Genomic DNA, 22513 nt, shown 5'->3' with positions numbered 1-22513 from the left:
GGTGGATTCTGTCACCCAGGCAGCCCTGGGCGCTTCGATTGCAGGTGCCGTGGCCGGCAAGAGCCTGGGTCGGTCTGCGCTGGTGGCCGGTGCCCTGCTTGGCACCCTGCCGGATCTTGATGTGGTGATCGACTATGGCTCCGCCATTGCCAATTTCACCCAGCACCGGGGCTTCAGTCACTCACTGTTTGTACTCATCCCGCTGTCACTGCTGATTGGCTGGCTGCTGTGGCGATGGCGGCCCCAGGTTTCCCTGGCACGCTGGCTGACCCTGGTCACCCTGGTGCTGGTCACCCACCCCCTGCTGGATACGTTCACAACTTACGGCACCCAGATTTTCTGGCCGGTTGGGCCGCCGATGGCAATCAGCAGTATCTTCATCATTGATCCGCTGTACACACTGCCGCTGCTGGCGGGCTGTCTGGCAATGCTGGTGCGACCACCGGCCCACAGGCTGGTGGTTCTCGGACTGGTGCTGTCGAGCGTCTATCTGGGCTGGACGTTACTGGCACAGCAATGGATGACAGCCAGGGTCCGTCCGGCCCTGGCCGAAGCCGGGCTGGAGGATTACCGGTTGCTGGTGCAGCCCATGCCCTTCAATACCGTGCTCTGGCGCGCCACCGCCGTCACCGATGAAACCCGTGTTGAGGTCGTTACGGGCTTTCTCGATGACGATCAGCCCCTGACTCTGGAACACTTCCCCCGACACCCTGAACTCCGCCAGAGTGTCGCGGGCCTGCCGGAGGTCCAGCGACTGGAATGGTTTACCCGGGGGTTTCTGCAGTACGACCGTGAAAATGCCCAGGTGACCGCCACGGATATTCGCCTGGGCATTCCCGGCGCCCATCCATTTACCTTTGTCGTGGCCTCCCTGTCTGCCGACGGGCCGGCACCGGTGAACAGCACCCAGTTGGCCCGGCCACCACTCAGGCCGGATGCGCCTCAGATACTGTGGTCGCGGGTAACCGGCCAGACACCGGTACTGTGCCTGTCCAACCTGTCAACACCAATGCCCGGAGATGGCTGCTGATGCGCCTGGACCAGTACGTTTCGAGCAGTTCACCCCTGTCCCGAAAAGAAGCCAAACGGGCCATCATGGCCGGGCGTATACGGGTTAACGGGCCGCCGTGCAAGCTGGCCCGCCAGCAGGTTCAGGAACACGATGAAGTGCTGTTCGACGGTGCCCCGCTGACCCTGCCCGGCGAGTCCTACCTGATGATCAACAAACCGGCTGGCACGCTCAGCGCCACCACCGACAGCGACCAGCCGACGGTACTGGATCTTCTGCCACCGGAACTGGCGGCCGGTCTTCACGTTGTCGGCAGGCTGGACAAGGACACGACTGGCCTGCTGTTGCTGACCACCGACGGGCAGTGGTCTCACACGGTCACCTCTCCCCGCCGGGAATGCCCGAAATGCTACCGGGTGGATCTGGCCGAGCCACTGACCGAACAGAGCCGGCAGCAACTCGAGCAGGGCGTGATGCTCAAGGGGGAAAGCGCCCGCACCCGGCCAGCAGCCGTGGCAGAGCTGTCAGGCAGACAGATCCTTCTGACCATTCATGAAGGTCGCTACCACCAGGTCAAACGGATGCTGGCCGCGGTCGGCAACCACGTTACCGGACTGCACCGGCAAAGCATCGGATCAATTGCACTGGATCCGGACCTGCCTGCGGGCGGCTACCGGCACCTGACCCAGGCGGAAATCGACGCTGTCGCGGGTTAATGCTCAGTCCGTTTCCGGCATGGTTTCAAAGCGCTGGGCGGCGAGATTTTTGCGCACCTTTCCGGCTTTGAACACCTCGCCGTTCATGGCGATGTACACCCCCGGCGGTAGCAACTGCACCGCCGCCCAGGCGTAACCGATGTTGAAGACCGCATCACTGCGCCGCATGCGCGCAGGCTGCATGGCCCCAAGCAGGACAATGGTGTGGTCGGTCACCCCTCGAAGCACCTCTGCCGTATCCGTCATGGTGTCAGTGCCATGGGTGATCAGGATTCGGCCATGCTTCGAAGCCCTCACCGCTGCCAGTATGGCCTGACGGTCAGCGTCGTCCAGCTCCAGGCTGTCCTTGCGCATCAGCTCACGGATTTCATAACCATCCCGGATGTTGGACTCAGCAAGCAGCTCGGGCACCAAACTGTTGCCGATTTCAAACTGGCTGTTGGCGTCAAAGTACACCTTGTCTATGGTGCCACCTGTAGTCAGGATTTCGATCATTCCGGTTGCCCCGATTGCCATGGAAAACGGCATGAGTATAGACAGGGCCGGACAGGATGACTATCCGGGCATGCCACATGCAATCTCTAAACGGACGCAAGCCAAAATATGCAAAGCCCAATGACCTGCATCAATGGCCCCGGCTCAGGCCCGCTTTAAACTGGCAGCATACCCCGACCCGACTTCCATGGAGGCCATTCATGTCATCGCCCACCTCTCCCGCTTCGTCACCGGAAGCAGCCGCTTCTGCCTTCCGGCACTGGCAGCAGGGCTATGGCGCTGTCCAGCACACGGAAGAAACCGCCAGCCAGGTTCAGGCACTGGCCGAAAAGCTGGTCGAAGCCGGGCACCAACCGGACACGGACACCGTCTACCGGAAGCTCGCCGCTCTGGACAGGCTGACCAGCGCCGGCCTGTGGCTGGTGGTACATATGACCTACTGCAAACGGGTGGACATTGCCGGCGCTCCCCTGGCACCACAGGATTTCAAAACTTCCCCGGAAGGCCATACCGGGGGTGCCCTGAATATGGTGCCTGCCTATGCGGCCTACCTGGCCCTGAACAACCTGACCGGCCACACCCGCAGTTGGCTGATGGGTCAGGGCCACTGCGTGGCAGCCATCGATGCCGTCAACGTTCTTACCGGCAACCTGCATCCGGAGCAGCGAACGCGCTATCAGGCTCCGGAGGGGCTGTCCCGGCTGGCGTCGGATTTCTATTCCTACCAGCAGAAACCGGACGGTTCGATGGCCGCCCCGCTGGGCAGTCACGTCAACTCTCATACTGCCGGGGGCATCATTGAGGGAGGCTATCTGGGCTTTGCCGAGCTGCAGTATGTCCACATGCCGCTGCCCGGAGAGTCCCTGGTGGCCTTTCTGTCAGATGGTGCGGCCGAAGAGCAGAAAGGCAGTGACTGGGTGCCGCGCTGGTGGCGAGCCGGAGACTGCGGCCTGGTTCTGCCGGTCATGATCGCCAATGGCCGGCGCATCGAACAGCGCACCGAGCTGGGCACACCCGCCGGGCTGGAGCGTTTCCAGGAGCACATGGAGTCCCGCGGGTTCGCACCTTTCCGATTCGATGGCCGGGATCCGGCGGCCTTTGTCTGCGCCCTCTACGACATGGAAGTGGCTTTCGAGGCGCGGGCAGAAGCCGCCCGCAACGGCGATCTGGACTATCCGGTCACCATTCCCTATGGCATTGCCGAAACCATCAAGGGCTACGGATTCTACGGTGCCGGCCAGAACAGCGCCCACAACCTGCCCCTGCCCGGCAATCCAAGACTGGACGCCAAGGCCCGTGACCTGTTCAACGAACACGCCGCCCGCCTCTGGGTGGAGCCCGGGGAACTGGGCCTGGCCGTCACCATGCTCAACGAGCACGAACTCCAGGGCCGGGCCCTGGAACGGGATCACCCCCTGGGACAACGCAACCCGGCTGACCCGACCATGCCGGTACTGCCCTGGGGGCAGAACCAGGCGTCGCCGATGACCGCCATTGACGAGTTTTTCCGGGCACTGATTTCCGACAATCCGTCACTCAGGCCCCGGGTTGGCAACCCCGATGAACTGGCCAGCAACCGGCTTCGCGGCGTACTCAAAGACCTCAAGCACCGCTCAAACCAGCCGGAAAACGAGGATGAGGCCCTCGACGGCCAGATCATCACGGCACTGAACGAGGAAGCGGTGGTGTCTGCCTGCCTGGCCAACAAATCCGGCCTGAACCTGGTGGCCAGTTACGAAGCCTTCTGCGTGCGCATGCTGGGCGCCATCCGCCAGGACCTGATTTTCGCCCGACACCAGAAAGAAGTCGGCCGTCCATCCCGCTGGCTGGGCTTCCCGGTTGTCGCGACCTCCCATACCTGGGAAAACGGCAAGAACGAACAGTCCCATCAGGACACCACCTTCTGCGAGGCTCTGCTTGGCGAGATGGGCGACGTCTCCCGGGTGCTTTTCCCAGCGGACTACAACAGCACCCTGGCAGTGCTGCCTTCGGTCTATCAGGAGCGGGGCCGGATCAGTTGCATGGTGGTGCCTAAACGAGAACGCCCCTGCGTGTTCAACGCCAGTGAGGCCCAGACCCTGGCACGCCACGGTGCCCTGGTAGTGGATGAAGACACCTCCGCCGGTGAGGAACCGTTGCTGCTCATCGCCAATGGCGCCTATCAATTGTCTGAAGCCATTCGAGCCTGCGAACGCCTGCGCGATACCGGCGCCCCGTTCCGGCTGGTCTACATTCAGGAGCCGGGCCGGTTCCGCCAGCCCCGCGACCTGATGGAAGCCGATACCTGCATGAGCGAATTCGAGCGCGAGCGGTTGTTCCCCCATCGTATGCATCGCCGGGTGGCGCTGACCCATATGCGCCCGGAGGTCTTCCGAGGCCACCTGCATACCCTGTTTCCGCAACCGGTTCATTCCCGGGTACTGGGCTACATCAACCGTGGCGGCACCCTGAATGAGGCCGGAATGCTGTTTGCCAACCACTGCTCGTGGGGGCATGCGCTGGCGGCCTGTGCGGCCGTGCTCGACAAACCACCGGGCGAATGGCTGTCCAGCGCCGAACTGGCTGCGGTCGAAGGCCGAGGCGATCCCTCCGTGATCACCCGCGGGCTGGGCTAACCCCCCGGCCGGCCGATCACGCCCCAACAAAAACGGGAGCCATCAGGCTCCCGCATTCAGTGTGTTATCCGGTTAACCTCATCGGCAATTACCCGCTGGTGAACACCGGGCCGACACCAAAGTTCCAGATAATGACTGACCCCACGCGGGTGGATACCAGAATCACCAGGGCCACCGTCAGCAGGGCACCGCCGTACATGGCCGCCCTCTCCTTTTCGATACCCATGACGATCGGCAGTCCGTCATACATCAGCCAGGCACTGTAGCAGGCCGCCACCAGGAAAATCGCCGCATTGAACCAGGGCTGGGGATACAGCAGGGCAAAGCCGGCCAGAAACATGGGTGTACAGGAATAGGCAGCCATGGCAACACCGTTGGAGGGCACGTGCTCCTCACGGGCGCCATAGGTCCGGGCCATCCAGTTAATGGCATAACCCAGGGCAAAAACGCCGACCAGCATGGCCAGATATGTCAACACGCTCAGTTGTAGTGCGCTGATTTCCGTCAGTTTGATCAGACGGTCATTACCAACGGACCATCCGAAGTAGGCCGTCGAGATATACGCGCATACCGGCGCGATCGCAGCAAGAACCAGCACATAGGCAACATACAACCGGGTTGGATGTTCGTGCTCGTTCCTGATAGATGCCCACTCCTGGTCCGGGTGGGTAATAAGACCAAACGCATGTGACAGGAGCATAGTCCACCCCTCTTCTTGCTGTTGTTGGTATTGTGAAGTACGGGGGTGTGGCTACTGACGGATCAATAGCCACCCTGAACCTAACTATAGTCAAGAAGTGGGTGTACGAAAGGAAATCTGATTAAAAATTGGGCTCACCTCCCGGATCAGCCCTGACGGGGGTCGGTCTCGGCCACCATGGGCTGACCGGCATTGGCGTTCCGGAAGGTCAGCAGGCTTTCCACACTACTGAAATCCACCAGGTCCCGGAAATCCAGCCAGTCCACCATGGTGTACAGGCAGATAGCCGGATAGTTCCAGGCCTGGAACAACCCCTCATCCACCTGGGCCGCCAGGGTCCGGAGCGTCATCATGATGCGCTCCCGCTGCAGGTTGTAGAACATCCGGTCCTGATCGATATCGATCCCGGAACGCTTGGACAGCAGCAGGATGACGCCCGAGTCATTGGCTCCGTCGATGAGCGTGATCTGGTTGTGCTGATCCCAGCTCAGGGGCTCGGCCCCGGCCTGAGTCATCAGGTACTGGGCGATGACGCGGGAATCGAAAAGCTCCTGATCACCGTCCTGGAGTACCGGAATCTTCAGGGCCGGGTTGTTCCGCCGCAGTACGTCCCGGTCTGCATCATAGATATCCAGGTTCACGAATTCGTATGACTGGTTGGCCAGCAGCAAACGGATGCGGCGCACGTACGGTGAACTGGTGGACCCGATCAGCTTCATGGTGGCTCCTGTCAGAGTGTCAGAGAATCAGTACGGAATCCGGATCAGTGTAGGGGTGTCCGGTGGCCTCTGCCACCTCCCGGTAGGTCACCTTGCCGTCCGCCACGTTCAGCCCCGCCTTCAGATGTGGATCCGCCCGCATGGCTTCAATGGGGCCCTTGTCCGCCAGGGCAACAATAAACGGCAGGGTGACGTTGTTCAGTGCCAGGGTGGAGGTGCGGGCCACTGCGCCCGGCATATTGGCGACACAATAGTGCACCACACCATCCACGCTGTAAGTGGGGTCCTGATGCGTGGTGGCTTTGGAGGTTTCGGCACAGCCGCCCTGGTCAATCGCCACATCCACCAGCACACTGCCTTCCGGCATTCTCTGGATCATGTCGCGGCTGATCAGCTTGGGCGCCGATGCACCGGGGATCAACACGCTGCCGACGACCAGGTCGGACTCGGTGACCGCCTGATCAAGCGTCTGCGCGGTAGAGAACAGGGTGGTGATACGGTTGCCGTAAAGATCGTCGAGCCGGCGGAGCACGTCCATGTTACGGTCGAGGACCGTCACCCTGGCCCCCAGGCCCACGGCCATGGCGACGGCATTCTGGCCAACCACGCCACCGCCAACCACCGCCACATGGGCCGGACTGACACCCGGTACGCCCCCGAGCAGTACACCCCGGCCGCCCATGGCTTTCTCCAGACAGTGGGCGCCAGCCTGAATGGCCATCCGACCGGCCACTTCCGACATCGGGGCCAGCAGTGGCAGGTGGCCATGATGATCGGTCACCGTCTCGTAAGCAATGCAGGTTGCGCCAGAGCTGACCAGGTCGTCCGTCTGTGCCTGGTCCGGCGCCAGATGCAGGTAGGTAAACAGGGTGTGTCCGGGGCGAAGCATGGCCCGCTCTTCTGCCTGGGGTTCCTTGACCTTGACGATCATATCGCCGGCGGCAAACACTTCAGCGGCGGTTTCCAGCACCTGGGCGCCAGCCTTGCGGTAGTCGTCATCGGTAAAGCCAATGGCGGTGCCGGCATCGGTCTCAACATAGACATCGTGGCCGTGGCCACACAGTTCGTGAACAGCGGCCGGAGTCATTCCGACCCGGTACTCATGGTTCTTGATTTCCCTCGGTACACCAATCTTCATGCGCAACCTCCAGACATTACGGGTCTTTTCCTGTACAGATCCAGTGTAGTAAAAACACCCTATACTCGTGTTGGAATACGGTCATTTCCTGACGCCGGACAATTGACAGGAGGTACGCAGCATCATGAAACGATTAACCGCCGCCGCGGCGGCAACCACAATCGCTCTGAACCTGACGACGATGGAGGTGTTGGCCGAAATGCAGACCCGGACCATCGACTACACCGTCGACGGACAGACCTACACCGGCTACCTGGCGTGGGATGACGAATGGGAAGAAAAGCGCCCGGGCGTACTGGTGGTCCACGAATGGTGGGGGCACAACGAGTTTGCCCGGGAACAGGCAGAAAAACTTGCTGCTCAGGGTTACACCGCCTTCGCCCTGGATATGTATGGCTCCGGCAAGCTGGCAGAGCACCCCGAAACCGCCAAGGAATTCATGCAGGAAGCCACCCGGGACCTGGAACAGACCAAGGCCCGGTTTCTGAAAGCACGGGAGGTGCTGACCAGCCATGACAGCGTCGATGCATCACGGATTGCCGCCCAGGGTTACTGTTTCGGGGGCGCTGTGGTGCTGAACATGGCCCGGATGGGTGTCGATCTTGATGGCGTGGTGAGCTACCACGGCGCTCTGGCCAGCCCCATCTCGGCCCAGCCCGGTGAGGTCAAAGCCCGGGTGCAGGTCTACACCGGTGGCGCCGACCAGATGGTCCCCACCGATCAGGTAGCGGGCCTGGTGAGCGAGATGCAGAACGCCGGGGTGGATCTGACCCTGGTCTCCTTCCCCGGCGTTCGCCACTCCTTCACCAACCCGGGTGCGGATCAGATTGCCGAGGAGTTCGGCATGCCCATTGGCTACGATGAGGACGCCGCCCGCAGGTCATGGGAAGGAACCATGAGGTTTTACGAGGAGATCTTTGATCACTGATCCGCGTCAGAGCGCGGACTTGATCGTGGCCCGCACATCCGCCATCAGAGTCTCCAGGGGGATCGTCCCCGTTGCCCTGACTGGCGGATGCACCACGACTTCGATATCACCAGCGGTGAACCACGCCTGCCCTTTGGGTAACCGGTCATGGGAACCGCGGATGGTGACAGGGAGAATCGGCAGCCCGCCGTCCCGGGCAATGACAAAGCCACCCCGCTTGAACGGCAGCAAATGCCCATCGCCGGAGCGCGTGCCTTCGGGGAAAAGCAGAATCCCGGTGCCGTCCGGCAACTGATCGACGCCGCGACGGATGCTTTCCAGGGCATTGCTGCCTTTCGACCGGTCGATGAACAGGTTGCGGGAGGTTTCCAGAGCCAGGCCGAAGAGCGGAATCCGCCGCAACTCTTTCTTGATCACCCACCGGTACTGAATACCCAGCGCCAGCACCAGTGCCGGAGGGTCCAGATAGGAGGCATGATTGCTGAGGATGACGTACCGCTCACCCGGACGGATGTTCTCCAGTCCCCGCACTTTAAGCCGGATGCCGCATACCCTGAGGATGATCCAGGCATAGACCTGGGTGCCATGAAACGCCGCATCGCCACGCCGTCCCAACAGGGCGACCGTCACAATAGGCAGAAAAAGAATCAGGGTCAGCAGTATGGCCCAACTGATGATCCAGATGGCCTTGAATAACCTGGGCATGGGGAGTCTGGACTCTCAATCTCGAGTGAAACGGGAAATCCCGTAAAGATTACACGGAGAGAGAACAATCACCAAGGCAATGAAACACAGAGACATTCAGGCACAAAAAAAGGCAGCCGGAGCTGCCTTTTTTCGCGGTTATTGCCTGAATCCCGAAGGATTAAAGAGCAACAACGTTTTCCGCTTGCGGGCCTTTCTGACCCTGAGTAACGGTGAACTCAACCTGCTGGCCTTCTGCCAGGGTTTTGAAACCGCTGCCCTGAATAGCGCTGTAGTGAACAAAAACGTCCGGGCCGTCTTCACGAGTGATAAAGCCAAAGCCTTTTGCTTCGTTGAAGAACTTAACAGTACCGGTAGTAGTAGACATACTTAAAACTTCCTGAAATCAATCATTTTTTCTGCTGCAACACCAGCAATGGCGCTGTCAGCGGGTTACGGAAAAACAGAACTCGCGGGATCAAAAACAGGACGGCACTACTAACTGCGGAGGTACGTCTTATTCATGAACTGCTTTACTCATCTTTCCTACAGATTCACTCTAACCCGGAACACCGGACTTGCCAAGAATAATTTCAAGATTTTTCATAGGTAATCATACCCAGCCCCGGACAGGCCCCGGCACGGCTATCCCCTGACCAGGGTAAAGGTATAAAACCCCATACCGGTCATCACGATAGAGCCGACCACATGGGCCAGAATACCGAGTCCGGCCATCTGCCATTTTCCTTCCTGCAGGGCCGCGAACATTTCCAGCGAGAAGGTGGAGAACGTCGTCAGGGCACCACACAGACCGGTTATGGCGAACAGGCGCCACTCCGGCGACAGCGAGCTGCTGTGGGTGAAAAACCCCATCAGCAGCCCGATCAGCCAGCCACCGGCAAGATTGGCCACCAGGGTGCCAACCGGCACCGCATGGTAGCTGGTGTTGAGCCAGAGTCCGAGAAACCAGCGCAGGTTGGCGCCGATCACGGCTCCGGTACTCACTGCAAGCACAGACATCCACATGGCGCCGGCCCTGATCAGTCTGCGTTATGGTCGATGACGGTGTCTGCCTTGCGGGCAAAGGCGTCGAACGGGAAGTCATCCACACTCAGCAGTTCCAGGACCTCCGCTTCATACGCCCGCATGAAGTCTGCCTCCTCCTGGGTGAAGACACCCGCCTCCAGTGCCGCATCGAAACGCTGCTCCGGATGCAGGGCCGTCATTGGCAGTTCGTCCTTGGCATAGGCCTTGTTGGCCTTGCGGTACAACTGCTCGGCCTTGTCGTAGTCCTTCAGCAGAGCATTGTAGCGGGCCACCGGGTTGGTGACCGCGCCCTCTTCCTCGGTGGTCCAGACACCGGCGATCAGGCGTTCGCGTAACGGCGTATCTGTGGAAACCGCCTTGGCCAGGGTTCGGGTCAGCTTGTCATCCGGCGCGTGCCAGCGACGGCCCAGCGGCAGGGTCACGGCCCGCAATGCCACCGCGGCCGGGCGGTTCGGGAGGTTCTGCAGGAATTCATCCAGCGCCTCTTCGGTCCGGTGCAGCAGCAACGACAGGCTGTACTGCATCAGTTCCCGCTCACCTTCCACCGGCTGACTCTCATACCAGTTCTTGAGCACCATGGAGGCCAGATAGAGGTTGGCCAGCATGTCCCCCAGGCGCGCGGAAATCAGCTCACGCATCTTCAGTTCGCTGCCCAGGGTGGTCATGGCCACATCGGAGCACAGACCAAAGGCGGCACTGAACCGGGAGACCGCCTGGGCGTAGCGGCGTGAAGCACTGTCGAAAGGCACATCGGCACGACCAATACCCAGCGCCTGGGTGAAGGCTCTCGCCGCATTGCCGAAGATCAGCCCGGCATGACCGAAGAAGGCTTCGTCGAAGGCTTTGAGGTCGTCGTTGTCACCGGCCGCCAGTTCCTTGAGAACATAGGGATGACACCGGATCGCGCCCTGGCCAAAGATCATCAGGCTTCGGGTCATGATGTTGGCGCCTTCGACGGTAATCGAAACCGCTGTGGCACTGTAGCCGATGCCCATGTAGTTGCGCGGGCCAAGCGTCACCGTCTTGCCGCCATGCACGTCCATAGCGTCGGCCATGACGCCGCGCTGGAATTCGGTCAGGTGGTACTTGAGGATCGCTGACGGTACCGCCGGCTTCTCCCCGTTGTCGATCATGTTCGCCGTGTGATTAACGGCAGAGCCGGAAATGTAGGCCTTGGCCGCGATACGAGCCAGCGGTTCCTGGACGCCCTCCATTTCAGCCACAGGCGTATTGAACTGGCGACGGATACGGGTAAAACCACCGGAGGTTCCGACCGCATGGGCGGCTGCGCCCGCTGCGCCGGACGGCAGGGTGATACAGCGTCCGACCGACAGGCATTCAACCAGCATACGCCAGCCCTGGCCGGCCATTTCCTGACCGCCGATGATGTAATCCAGAGGAATGAACACGTCCTCACCCTTGATTGGACCGTTCAGGAACGGACTGCCGATCGGGCAGTGACGCCGGCCGATTTCCATGCCGTCGGTATCGCGGGGAATCAGGGCGCAGGTGATGCCGTAATCCTTGGTATCGCCCAGCAGGCCGTCCGGGTCAAACATCCGGAAAGCCAGGCCGACCACGGTGGCAATGGGGGCCAGAGTGATCCAGCGTTTTTCAAAATTCAGACGGATGCCCAGTACGTCCTTGCCGTCCACTTTCTGTTTGCAGACGATGCCGGTGTCCGGCAGAGAGGTGGCATCGGAACCGGCACGGGGACCGGTCAGCCCGAAACACGGGATCTCGCGGCCATCGGCGAGCCTGGGCAGGTAATAGTTCTTCTGCTCGTCGGTGCCGTACTTGAGCAGCAGTTCGCCGGGGCCGAGGGAATTGGGGACCCCCACGGTGACCATCAGCATCTCGTTGGAGGCCAGCTTCTGGAGTACCGCGGTCTGTGCGCGGGCGGAAAATTCCAGGCCACCGTATTCTTTGGGGATGATCATGCCGAAGAATTTTTCTTTCTTCAGATAATCCCAGAGTTCCTGGGGCAGATCGGCACGCTCAACCGCCAGGTCCCAGGCGTTGCACATGGAGATGGCCTGGGTGCACTGGTTATCGACGAACGCCTGCTCTTCCTCACTCAGGCCGGTGTGACGATTAATCAGCAGGTTGTGCCAGTCCGGCCGGCCGGTGAACAGCTCGCCGTCCCAGCCGACGGTGCCAGCCTCCAGAGCCACCTTCTCTGTGTCGGAAACCCGGGGCGCGACTTTGCGGAACATGGCAAACACACGAGGGGTCAGCCAGCTCTGGCGGAATTGCGGCAACCCGGCAGCGGCAGTCACCGCGGCGCCGGCAAACAGCAGGATGGCGAGCCAGCCGGATGCCAGGAACAGCGCCAGTACACCGACACCGACCATAATGCCGATGGCGGGCTTGGCGCCGGACTCCTGGCGCATGACAAACAGCAGACCGGCCAATGCTACAAGAAAAAGGATCAGGGTCATCACGGGATTCCTCCGGATTCCATGGATTAGGGTCGCCGGGTGTACCACCAAAGTCGGACGACCCTCTGATTACGTCCAAGTTACCCTAATAGATCCTTTGTTGCCAAATAGCATTGGCATGTCAGTCGTTTACGAGGTCACGATGACCCGTATACCCTCCAGCGCCAGACTGGCATGGCCGATGGCCTCCCTGGCCGCTTCCTGCTGCTGGCGCAGGAAGTCGATTTCTTCATCCCGGATCGCCGGATTCACCTTCTGCAGGGCCTCGAGCCGCCGCACCTCGGGACCAAAGTCGTCCTCCAGGCGCTGCAGAGCCTGCTCCCGCAGGGGCTCCAGGTTGGGCTCTGCCAGGGTTTCCACATGGTCCACCATGGTTTCCACCTCAGCCCGGATCTTGGGCACGATGGCCTGGGCCGTGCGCCGACGGATATTGGAGCAGAGCTCGTTCAGGCGCTCATGAGGCAGCGCTGTCGACAGGTCCCGGCCGTTGACATCCACCACCAGGCGGACCGGCGACACCGGCAGATAACGGGTCAGCTGCAGTGACTCGGGGGCCGGACAGTGCACCGCGAATACCGCTTCGAGCAACAGGGTGCCGGCGGGCAGCGCCTTCACCGACAGGTTGGCCAGGGCGGCCTTGCCGAGACCGGAACTGGACACCGAATCCATGACGCCGGTCACCATCGGGTGCTCCCAGCTCATGAACGCCATGTCCTCGCGCTGCAGCGCCTGTTCGCGGTCCCAGGTCACGGTGATGCCGTCATCCGGCAGACCGTTCACCATGCCCGCCTGGTACTGCTCGCCCGGTTTCAGGACATCGGCGTGTTCACTGTGATCCTCGACATCGACCCCGAGGATATCGAACGCCTGGATCAGGTAATCCCGGACGTTGGTGGAGCCTTCTTCCTGCTCAACGGCCGCAATCAGGTCGTCTGCGACCTCCCGGCGACAGGAGTTCAGTTCGATCAGTGCATCCCGGCCGTTGTGCAGCAGGGTTTTCAGTCGCTCGGTCTCTGCCGCCGTGTCCGCCACCAGTTTGCTCTGGGCAGCGGTATCGCCATCAAGCGTTGCCTGCCACTGGTCCCGCACATGGTCCAGCACCGCCACGCCCACGGAACAGCTCTCTTCAAAGGCGTTCAGCCCCTCATGGAACCAGTGGTACTGGACCTCCTGGCTGGTGCCTTCAAGGTACGGCACATGGATGTCGATGCGTTCCGCCTGACCAATACGGTCAAGCCGGCCAATCCGCTGCTCCAGCAGATCCGGGTTCGCAGGCAGGTCAAACAGCACCAGGTGGTGCGCAAACTGGAAATTGCGGCCTTCGCTGCCGATTTCCGAGCAGATCAGCGCCTGGGCCCCCTGCTCGGTGTCGGCGAAATAGGCGGCCGCCCGGTCCCGCTCGATCAGACTCAGGTGTTCATGGAAGGCCGCACTGCGGATGCCAGCGCGCAACTGCAGATAGTGCTCCAGCGCCATGGCGGTTTCAGCGCTGGCACAGATTACCACCACCTTGGCCGGGCGCAGTCCGGTCAGTTTCTTCTCCAGCCAGGCTACACGGGGATCTTCCGCCAGCCACTGCTCTTCGGGCACCGACAGCTCCGGTGTCAGACCGGCGGTGCCGTACCGGGATGCCTGATACAGCTCCGGGCATGGCAGTGGCTCCGGTCTGACCTCACGCTCCGGGAACCCCTGAATGGCAGCCCGGGTGTTCCGGAACAGCACACGGCCGGTGCCATGACGGTCCAGCAGGGCGTCGATCAGCGCCTGGTGGTTATCGTTCCGGGCCAGCAGTTCGTCCACTTCATCACCGAGCCATTTTTCGAGCTCCCGACGGTCGTCTTCGGCCACAGACTCCGGGTTCTGCTGCAAACGACGCACCACCTGATTGATGGCCTCATACTGGCTTTCTTCCTGGCGGAAGGTCTCAAGATCGTGAAACCGGGCCGGGTCAAGCAGGCGCAGACGGGCGAAATGGCTGGCCATACCCACCTGCTCCGGCGTGGCGGTCAACAGAAGCAGCCCCTGACTGGCGTCGGACAGGTCCTCCACCACTTCGTATTCCGGGCTGGCCTGTTCCGGCGACCATTCCAGATGGTGAGCCTCATCCACCACCATCAGGTCCCAGCCGGCGGCCATGGCATCCCGGCGCGCCTGCTCGCTGGAGACCAGGAAGTCCAGGCTGCACAATACCAGTTGCTCGCTCTCGAACGGGTTCACCGCTGTGTCATCACCGAAAATGTGATTGACCAGGGCGTCGACATCGTCTTCCTGGTCTTTCAGGTCGTCGTAACGGCCCTGGTCGATGATGGAAAAGTGCAGGTTGAACCGCCGCAGCATTTCCACCAGCCACTGATGGATCAGGGAGTCCGGCACCACAATCAGCGCCCGGTGTGCGCGACCGGTCTGCAACTGGTAGTGAAGAATCAGGCCGGCTTCAATGGTTTTGCCCAGACCCACCTCGTCGGCCAGCAACACCCGGGGCGCATGGCGCCGGGCCACTTCGTGGGCAATGTAGATCTGATGGGGCAGATGGCGGGTACGTGCGCCAATCAGGCCCTGGGCCTCGGAGGCCCGCAGGCGGTCCTGATGGCCAAGGGTCGCTGTGCGCAGGCGAAAGGCGCCATTGCGATCAAACTGGCCGGCAAACAGGCGCTGATGGGGGGCGGAGAAGTTGACCGAGCCGGCCAGCTTCACTTCCGAAACAGGGTGGATATTTTCGCCGTCGTCGGCGTGATACAGCAGTACACCGTCCACCTCTTCCACGGCGCGTACAATCAGCTTCTCGCCATCGTAGGTCTCAATCTCCTCGCCCTGCTGATAGATAATTCGTGACAGGGGGGCGTTATCAATGGCGTAAGTGCGCTCTTCATCAACCGCCGGGAACCCCAGGGTTACCCGACGCCCGGCCATCCCGGTGACAATGCCGAGTCCAAGGGCGGCGTCGTTATGGCTGACCCAGCGCTGGCCAATGACAAATTCAGATGTTTCCAAGAAACCTCCGCTAACAGATTATCGAATGGTTGAACCGTTTTCCCGGACCCAGTAAGCCGACGCACCGCACACCGCCGCCGGCACCACCACCAGGTTCACCACCGGCACCATCGCCAGCAGCGCCACCGGTAGACCAAAGCCCAGAGCCGACAGCCGGGTTTCAGCCAGTGTCTGACGCAGGGCCGGAAAGCTGACCCGATGGTTATCGGCAGGATAGTCCACGTACTGCAGCGCCATCATCCAGCAGTTGAACAGAAACCAGAGCAGTGCAGCGACAAGATTCACCACCGGCACCAGGCCGATGACGAACAGCACCAGAGCCCGCGGCAGGTAATAGCCAATTTTCTGCAGTTCACGCCAGAGAGCCCGGGGAATGTCCTTGATAATGGCGGCCCAGCTGTCATCCGTGCTGATCTCCTGACCGGTCAGATGTTTTTCGGTCAGTTCCGCCAGATAGCCGTAGAAAGGGGAACCAATCAGATTGGCCACAATCACAAAGCCGTAGGCAAGCATGAGCAGGATCACCGCGCCATAAAGAATCCAGAACAGCCAGTCCAGAGCCTGCAGCCAGTTCCAGTCCGGCAGCCAGGCCATGACCATGGCGATCAGCGCATCAAAGCCGAGCGCCATGAAGTAGAACAGCGCAACGAAGAGAAAGACATTGATAACAAGGGGGATGATGACAAACAGTCTGAGGCCGGGCTGGCGTATCAGTTGGAAACCTTCGCCCAGGTAGCCCAGTCCTCTGAAAAAGTTGCCCTTGAGCATCGCTGGTGACCCTCCGCGCCACGACCAAAACGGGCCGCCAAGCATACCATGTCGAACCGGCGGCCACAGCCCGCACGGCCTTTCGGTTTTCCCCGAGCCCTTTCGGCCTGCACGTAAGAGATACACCCGACGCGATGTAAGAAATCGCTTACATTGCTGTCGGAACTTGCTGTTTTCTCACGTGCTCTTACCGTCACTGGTCGCACAGAAAATCGTTAACTCGTTGGTTTTTATGAATATTATAAAATTCCGTCAAACGCTTCCTCAAAGTGCCTCTTCCCCTTTAAAAATCGGTAACAATTCCCTTGCTATAGTGAAGTCGTCAGGGATGACAGGGAAAGGACGGCAGAAGGACGCTCCTCTGTATGGATCGCAGAGAGAGGCAGGGACGCATGGATGCCTCGCTTTAGGGATCAATAATCGGATCGATGGCCGGCTCGGAAGCCGGTGCCAGGGAGTGGCTTCAGGGAACCGACAACACGGTTGTTGCCGCCGCGCACGGAAGCGCCACCTGTTCTGACAACGGCCCGCTGGAAACAGCGGGCCGTTTTTTTATGCCCCTTACTCCGGTTTCCGGCCCGTCCCCCGGGATGCTGTGCTGCCGGCAGTCCGTTATACTCCGCCGGACCAGAACAACAGCGACCCGCAACCATGGCAAGCAGACCTGACACCCGCAACTATCTGGACCTGTTCCTGAACGACACCCCGCTGATGGATGTCCGGGCCCCGGTGGAATTTGCCCGCGGCAGTTTCCCGAGCGCCGAAAATGCGCCCCTGATGAACGACGACGAGCGCCATCGCGTGGGCATCTGTTACAAGGAGCACGGCCAGGAAAAAGCCATCGAGCTTGGCCATCAACTGGTTTCCGGCGACATCAAAGCCCAGCGTATTGAAGCCTGGAAGCGCTTCGCCACCCGGCACCCCCAGGGCTACCTGTTCTGTTTCCGGGGTGGGCTCAGGTCCAGGCTGACCCAGCAGTGGATCCGGGACGCCGGCATTGACTATCCGCTGGTCCAGGGCGGCTACAAGGCACTGCGCCGCTTCCTGATCGACAGTCTGGAACAGCGGGTGGCCGATGATGAGTTCCGCATCCTCAGTGGCCGGACCGGCACTGGCAAGACCCGCGTGCTGATGGATCTGCCCAACCCGGTGGACCTGGAAGGCGCCGCCAACCACCGGGGCTCCAGTTTCGGCCGCCAGGTCACACCTCAGCCGGCCCAGATCGATTTTGAGAACCGACTGGCCATCGCCATGCTCAAAGCGCACCACCATGTCGGCGGCCCCCTGTACCTGGAAGATGAAAGCCGCCTGATTGGCCGCTGCGCCCTGCCCCTAGACCTCAGGGAGAAAATGGCCCGGGCGCCGCTGCTGATTCTCGAGCGCCCCATGGCCGAAAGGGTCGCTATCATCCGCGAAGACTATGTGGAGCGCATGCTGGCCGATTACGTGGCCCGGGACGGCCAGGATGCGGGCTGGCTCAACTTCCGGGACTATCTGTTGAGCGCCATCGACCGTATCCGCAAACGCCTGGGCGGTGAACGCCACCGGCAGTTGCGCCAGTGGATGGAGCAGGCGCTGGACCAGCAGGAAAGCTCGGGTTCGGTCTCCGGCCACGACGCGTGGATCGAGTCCCTGCTCACGGACTATTATGATCCCATGTACGATTATCAGTTGAGTCAGAAACAGGGGCGGATTCTGGTCCGCGGCAACCCGCAAACCATCATCGAATACACCCGAATCCATCACGGTTCCTGAAACGTATCCCAGAGCCAAACGCTTTCATACCCGGAACACCCAGGTCTGCTATATATTGATTCGATGCAGACCCGCACGACCTGACGGTATCCGGGCCGATTTCAACGACCCCCAATAGCAAGGAGTTCTCCTATGGAAGACCTTTTCGGTGCCAACGGTCAGGCATCCCAGTGGATGGACCAGGCCATGTCCCTGGTGCTGCTTTACGCCCCCAAAGTGGTGCTGGCCATTATCACACTGATCATCGGCCTCTGGCTGATCAAACGGTTTGTGTCAGTGCTCGATTCCCGGCTCGGCAAGAAAGACCCCACGCTGAACAAATTCCTGTGCGGTCTGATCAGTGCCATACTCAAGATCCTCCTGCTCATCTCCGTGGCGTCCATGGTGGGCATTGCCACCACCTCCTTCGTGGCCATTATCGGTGCTGCCGGCTTGGCGGTGGGCCTGGCCCTGCAGGGCAGCCTGGCCAACTTTGCCGGTGGCGTCCTGATCCTGCTGTTCAAGCCGTTCAAGGTGGGTGACACGATTGAAGCCCAGGGCTATCTCGGTGCCGTCGACGAAATCAGCATCCTGTATACCATCGTTAACACCTTCGATAACCGCCGTATCGTGATCCCGAATGGCAGCCTGTCCAACGCCACCCTGGTGAATGTCAGCATTTACGACAAGCGTCGCTGCGATATGACCTTTGGCATCGGCTACGGGGACGATATCGACAAGGCCAAGGCCATCCTGAAACGGCTGATGGAAGAGGACGAACGTTCCCTGAGCGATCCGGCACCGAGGATCTGCGTCGCCGGTCTGGGCGACAGCTCCGTGGACCTGATGTTCCGGGTCTGGGTACCGACAGACGAGCTCTGGCCGTATTACTGGGAAATGCAGGAAAAAGTGAAGAAAGCCTTTGATGCCGAAGGCATCTCCATCCCCTTCCCGCAGCGGGATGTACACATGTACAAGGCGGACTGAGCCGGCCATTCGCAAATGGTCAATCCTGGACTAAGCTGACAGTGACGGCGGGGTCGCCCTGGCCCCGCCAGCCGTCGCTGCCTGCCCTGCTGCAGGTGGCGTGAACACAACACTGTTCAGGTTGTCAGGGGGTTGTGACCATGCCGGCAGGACAGCTGAAAACCTTTCTCGACGGGGCGGGCATCGATTACATGTGCCTTGCCCATCCACCCGCTTTCAACGCCCAGCAACTGGCCCATCACGTCCGGATAGCCGGAGACCGCGTGGTCAAGACCGTCATTCTGGAGCTCGACGGCAAGATGGCAATGCTGGTGATGCCCGCCACCTGGCGCATTCACTGGCAGCGACTGTCGCGGAGCCTGGATACGGACTTTGTCGATCTGGCCGACGAGCAGACCTTTCAGGATCGCTTCCCGGACTGTGAAGTTGGCGCCATGCCGCCCTTCGGGCACCTCTTCGGCATGCCCCTCTACTGCGCCGAGGTGCTGACCGAGCAACCGGAACTGGCGTTCGCCGCCGGCACCCACACCGAATCCATTCACATGAAAACCGACGATTTCCTGAACCTGGCGAACCCGATGGTGATCCGGCAGGGCTTTGTCCGGCCCGGTGCCCGCAAACCGGCCTGGCTGGCCGGGAACCGTCGGCGGGCGCCCCAGCGCAAGACCAGCGAGTTGTCAGGCGCGGTGGGCTGACAGAATCACAGAGCGTTTGATCCGGATCGCTTGTCTGCCTGAGTGCATCGCGTAAACTGATGCCAACAGACAGGAACCGGCTATGACTCAAGCATTTGACATTATTATCGTGGGCGCCGGTATGGTCGGCGCCGCGCTGGCGACCGGCCTGGGCCAGCAGGGCCACCGTGTTGCCCTGGTGGAAAGGACCGCCCCGGAAGCCTTCAGTGAAAACAGCCATCCCGACATCCGGGTGTCCGCCCTCAGTGCCGGTAGCGAGGACTACCTGACCGGGTTGGGCGCCTGGCAACATATTCTGGCCATGCGGGCCACCCCCTACCGCAGACTGGGCGTGTGGGATGACACACCTTCGGTACTGAACCGGCTGGTGCCCCAGAACCTGACCTGCGTTGAATTTGATGCCGCCGACATGGGCGCTTCCCACCTCGGACATATCGTCGAAAACAGCGTGACCCAGAACGCCCTCTGGCAGACCGCCGGACAGGAACCAGACGTCACCCTGTTCACCGGAAGCGGTATTTCCGCCCTGGAACAGGACGGGAAACAGGCAACACTGACACTGGACGATCATCAGACCCTGAGCGCGCAACTGGTGGTGGGGGCCGACGGCGCCCGTTCGCAGATCCGCCACCTGGCCGGGATTGGCGTCAGCCGGGACGAGTACGGCCAGCAGGCCATGGTGATCTCGGTCCGTTACCGGGGCGCGCCCGAGGACATCACCTGGCAGGGCTTCCAGCCCACCGGCCCGAGGGCGTTCCTGCCCCTTCACAGCGCTGGCCCGGACTATCCGGGCGAGAGCTGGGCGTCACTGGTGTGGTACGACAGCCAGGCCTGCCATGAGCGTTTGATGGCGATGGACGATGCCCAACTGATGGCCGAGATCCAGCAGGCCTTTCCGGCTCAGTTGCCACCACTGACCCATATCGACGCCAGGGCCAGCTTTGCCATTGCCCGCCAGCATGCCACCGAGTATTTCCAGGGGCGTGTGGTGCTGGCCGGGGACTCGGCCCACACCATCAACCCGCTGGCTGGCCAGGGTGTCAACCTGGGGTTTCAGGACGCCCGGTGCCTGCAAGCCCTGCTGGCCGAGGCCAGCAGGCAGGGAACGGATCTGGCCGACCCGCAACGGCTGCACCGCTACCAGTCCGAGCGCAAACCGGCCAACCGGCGCATGATGCTGACCATGGATCTGTTCTATTATCTGTTCAGCAACCGGGTTCCGCCGGTACACCTGGCCCGCAAGGCCGGCCTGGGTGCCGCCCGGGCCATGCCCTTTGCCCGTAACCGCGTGGCCCGTTACGCCATGGGGCTCGAGCCCATGCCGCTGACCGGCCCTGGGTTTCCGCTATCCGGTGCCGGCCAGTCCTGAGCGGCACCAGGCAGAATGACAACACCATCAGGAGTGACCATGTCCGAAACCATTTTTACCAAGATCATCAACCGGGAAATACCGGCAGACATCGTGCACGAGGACGACCTCAGCCTGGCCTTCCGGGACATCAATCCGCAGGCGCCTGTGCACCTGCTGATCATTCCCAAGAAACCCATCGCCACCATCAACGATATTACCGAGGGTGACCGGGAACTGGTGGGCCACCTGCACTGGGTGGCCGCCAAACTGGCCAGTGACATGGGCTTTGCCGAGGATGGCTACCGGGTGGTGATGAACTGCGGTGAAAATGCCGGGCAGACGGTCTTTCACATCCATCTGCACCTGCTTGCCGGCAAACCGCTGGGCTGGCCGCCGTACACTGACAGGATGAAGCAGGCCTGACCAGACGGGACACTAGTCAGGCTGGCGCCGGGTCCGTCTCAGGCGACGGCTCCAGCGCTGCCTGGCGTAACGGCGCAGGTTGGAGACATTGTCCGTTTCGTCCATGATTTCGGTTCCCAGCAGCGTCTCCAGAATATCCTCCAGAGTCACCACCCCCAGCCAGGTTCCCAGCTCGTCGTAGACCACCGCTATGTGCTGACGCTCCTGCAGCATCTGCGAAAACACCAGTTCGATATTGGTTGCGCCCTTCACCCGCTTGATCGGGCGCAGGTGATCCTGCAACTGGCTGTCATCCTGCATATTCAGAAGGTCCGCCCGGTGTACGTAACCCTGGGCCTCGCCTTCCTCGTCAATGACCGGATAGCGTGAAAACGGGCCTCTGGAGACTTTCTCGCGGAATTCGGCAACGGTGGTCCGGGGCGTGATGTACTTGCACACGGTGCGCGGGGTCATCACCTGGCTGACTTTGATTTCGTGGAAGCGCAGGACGTTCTGGATCATCCGGCGTTCCTCCTCATCCAGCGCCTGCTGATCCCGGCCGATTTCGGCCAGGGCACTGATCTCGCCACGAATATCCGTGTCATCCTCATTCTGTGCAATACGCTGGGTGATCTGCTTGGACAACCAGACAAACGGCAGTAGCAGTTTCATCAGGGTGCCCAGAATAGCGGGCAGGGAGGGCGCAATGGCACGCCAGTACTTGGCGCCGATGGTCTTCGGGATGATCTCGGAGAACACCAGAATCGCCAGGGTCATCAGTCCCGAGGCAAGCCCGAGCCAGGCCTCACCGAAGACCACGGCGACCTGGGCGCCGACACCGGTCGCCCCGGCGGTATGGGCAATGGTGTTCAGGGTCAGGATGGCCGAGAGCGGGTCATCAATCTCGTCTTTCAGGCGCCGAAGACGGGCAAACAGGGCCGGGCGCTCCTGCCGCAGGGATGCAATATAGCTGGGAGTCACGGACAGAAGCGAGGCTTCCAGGATGGAGCACAGAAAGGAAAAACCAATAGAGATTATCGCAAAGGCGACAAGAAGGAACATAAACCCTCGATCGTGTACGGAATGGCTGGAT

The 22513-nt window shown here is 61.1% G+C and carries 20 protein-coding genes; 9 read left to right on the top strand and 11 right to left on the bottom strand.

Annotated elements, in window-relative coordinates:
- Position 1 precedes the first annotated feature (1 nt).
- Positions 2-1030: a metal-dependent hydrolase gene (locus tag HNR38_RS00805; protein ID WP_183699689.1), complete on the top strand. Its 1029-nt coding sequence runs from the start codon at positions 2-4 to the stop codon at positions 1028-1030.
- Positions 1030-1725 carry a pseudouridine synthase gene (locus HNR38_RS00800; protein ID WP_183698792.1) on the top strand — a complete coding sequence of 232 codons (696 nt, stop codon included), beginning with the start codon at positions 1030-1032 and terminating at the stop codon, positions 1723-1725. The genes HNR38_RS00805 and HNR38_RS00800 overlap by 1 nt, the downstream gene beginning before the upstream one ends.
- A gap of 3 nt (positions 1726-1728) precedes the next feature.
- Here HNR38_RS00800 and HNR38_RS00795 read toward each other — a convergent pair whose 3' ends face one another.
- Positions 1729-2220: an asparaginase domain-containing protein gene (locus HNR38_RS00795; protein ID WP_183698790.1), complete on the bottom strand. Its 492-nt coding sequence runs from the start codon at positions 2218-2220 to the stop codon at positions 1729-1731.
- A gap of 200 nt (positions 2221-2420) precedes the next feature.
- On the opposite strand from HNR38_RS00795, the gene HNR38_RS00790 reads away from it, so the two are divergent.
- Positions 2421-4835, top strand: coding sequence for a phosphoketolase family protein (locus HNR38_RS00790; RefSeq protein ID WP_183698787.1), 2415 nt, complete (start codon positions 2421-2423; stop codon positions 4833-4835).
- Positions 4836-4923: 88 nt separating this feature from the next.
- On the opposite strand, the gene HNR38_RS00785 is transcribed toward HNR38_RS00790, so the two are convergent.
- The 3 genes from HNR38_RS00785 to ald form a co-directional block, all read right to left on the bottom strand.
- Complete coding sequence (locus tag HNR38_RS00785; protein WP_183698785.1) at positions 4924-5535, bottom strand: Yip1 family protein; 612 nt, start codon at positions 5533-5535, stop codon at positions 4924-4926.
- 146 nt (positions 5536-5681) lie between these two features.
- Positions 5682-6254, bottom strand: coding sequence for a glutathione S-transferase family protein (locus HNR38_RS00780; RefSeq protein WP_183698783.1), 573 nt, complete (start codon positions 6252-6254; stop codon positions 5682-5684).
- 19 nt (positions 6255-6273) lie between these two features.
- Positions 6274-7392 (bottom strand): alanine dehydrogenase, encoded by a 1119-nt coding sequence (ald, locus tag HNR38_RS00775; RefSeq protein WP_183698781.1) that lies wholly within the window; start codon positions 7390-7392, stop codon positions 6274-6276.
- 124 nt (positions 7393-7516) lie between these two features.
- On the opposite strand from ald, the gene HNR38_RS00770 reads away from it, so the two are divergent.
- On the top strand, positions 7517-8320 hold the full coding sequence (locus HNR38_RS00770; protein WP_183698779.1) for a dienelactone hydrolase family protein: 804 nt from the start codon (positions 7517-7519) through the stop codon (positions 8318-8320).
- A 6-nt stretch (positions 8321-8326) separates the two neighbouring features.
- Here HNR38_RS00770 and HNR38_RS00765 read toward each other — a convergent pair whose 3' ends face one another.
- The 6 genes from HNR38_RS00765 to cysZ all read right to left on the bottom strand — a co-directional run bounded on the left by HNR38_RS00765 (position 8327) and on the right by cysZ (position 16251).
- The gene (locus HNR38_RS00765; RefSeq protein ID WP_183698777.1) at positions 8327-9025 is read right to left on the bottom strand and encodes a lysophospholipid acyltransferase family protein; all 699 of its coding nucleotides are present in this window, start codon (positions 9023-9025) and stop codon (positions 8327-8329) included.
- A 160-nt stretch (positions 9026-9185) separates the two neighbouring features.
- Positions 9186-9392 (bottom strand): transcription antiterminator/RNA stability regulator CspE, encoded by a 207-nt coding sequence (cspE, locus tag HNR38_RS00760; protein WP_036132879.1) that lies wholly within the window; start codon positions 9390-9392, stop codon positions 9186-9188.
- Between the two features lie 257 nt (positions 9393-9649).
- Positions 9650-10030: a fluoride efflux transporter CrcB gene (crcB, locus tag HNR38_RS00755; RefSeq protein ID WP_183698775.1), complete on the bottom strand. Its 381-nt coding sequence runs from the start codon at positions 10028-10030 to the stop codon at positions 9650-9652.
- Between the two features lie 14 nt (positions 10031-10044).
- Complete coding sequence (locus tag HNR38_RS00750; protein ID WP_183698773.1) at positions 10045-12492, bottom strand: acyl-CoA dehydrogenase; 2448 nt, start codon at positions 12490-12492, stop codon at positions 10045-10047.
- 129 nt (positions 12493-12621) lie between these two features.
- The gene (rapA, locus tag HNR38_RS00745) at positions 12622-15483 is read right to left on the bottom strand and encodes an RNA polymerase-associated protein RapA (protein ID WP_183698771.1); all 2862 of its coding nucleotides are present in this window, start codon (positions 15481-15483) and stop codon (positions 12622-12624) included.
- An 18-nt stretch (positions 15484-15501) separates the two neighbouring features.
- Positions 15502-16251 (bottom strand): sulfate transporter CysZ, encoded by a 750-nt coding sequence (cysZ, locus tag HNR38_RS00740; protein ID WP_183698769.1) that lies wholly within the window; start codon positions 16249-16251, stop codon positions 15502-15504.
- Between the two features lie 651 nt (positions 16252-16902).
- On the opposite strand from cysZ, the gene mnmH reads away from it, so the two are divergent.
- The 5 genes from mnmH (at position 16903) to HNR38_RS00715 (ending at position 21441) form a co-directional block, all read left to right on the top strand.
- Complete coding sequence (mnmH, locus tag HNR38_RS00735) at positions 16903-18006, top strand: tRNA 2-selenouridine(34) synthase MnmH (protein WP_183698767.1); 1104 nt, start codon at positions 16903-16905, stop codon at positions 18004-18006.
- Between the two features lie 132 nt (positions 18007-18138).
- The gene (locus tag HNR38_RS00730) at positions 18139-18972 is read left to right on the top strand and encodes a mechanosensitive ion channel family protein (protein WP_183698765.1); all 834 of its coding nucleotides are present in this window, start codon (positions 18139-18141) and stop codon (positions 18970-18972) included.
- Between the two features lie 140 nt (positions 18973-19112).
- Entirely contained in the window at positions 19113-19667 is a 555-nt protein-coding gene (locus tag HNR38_RS00725; protein ID WP_183698763.1) for an aminoacyl-tRNA deacylase, read from the top strand.
- Between the two features lie 82 nt (positions 19668-19749).
- Positions 19750-21036: an FAD-dependent monooxygenase gene (locus HNR38_RS00720; RefSeq protein ID WP_183698761.1), complete on the top strand. Its 1287-nt coding sequence runs from the start codon at positions 19750-19752 to the stop codon at positions 21034-21036.
- Between the two features lie 39 nt (positions 21037-21075).
- A complete protein-coding gene (locus HNR38_RS00715; protein ID WP_183698759.1) occupies positions 21076-21441 on the top strand; it encodes a histidine triad nucleotide-binding protein in 366 nt (121 codons plus the stop codon).
- Positions 21442-21453: 12 nt separating this feature from the next.
- On the opposite strand, the gene HNR38_RS00710 is transcribed toward HNR38_RS00715, so the two are convergent.
- Positions 21454-22482, bottom strand: a complete 1029-nt coding sequence (locus tag HNR38_RS00710; RefSeq protein WP_183698757.1) for a CNNM domain-containing protein — start codon at positions 22480-22482, stop codon at positions 21454-21456.
- Positions 22483-22513: the final 31 nt, after the last annotated feature.

Source organism: Marinobacter oulmenensis (assembly GCF_014201735.1).
Classification (GTDB): Bacteria; Pseudomonadota; Gammaproteobacteria; order Pseudomonadales; family Oleiphilaceae; genus Marinobacter; species Marinobacter oulmenensis.
Note: the sequence above shows the minus strand (reverse complement) of the source record. Positions and strands in the feature narration are given on the sequence as shown.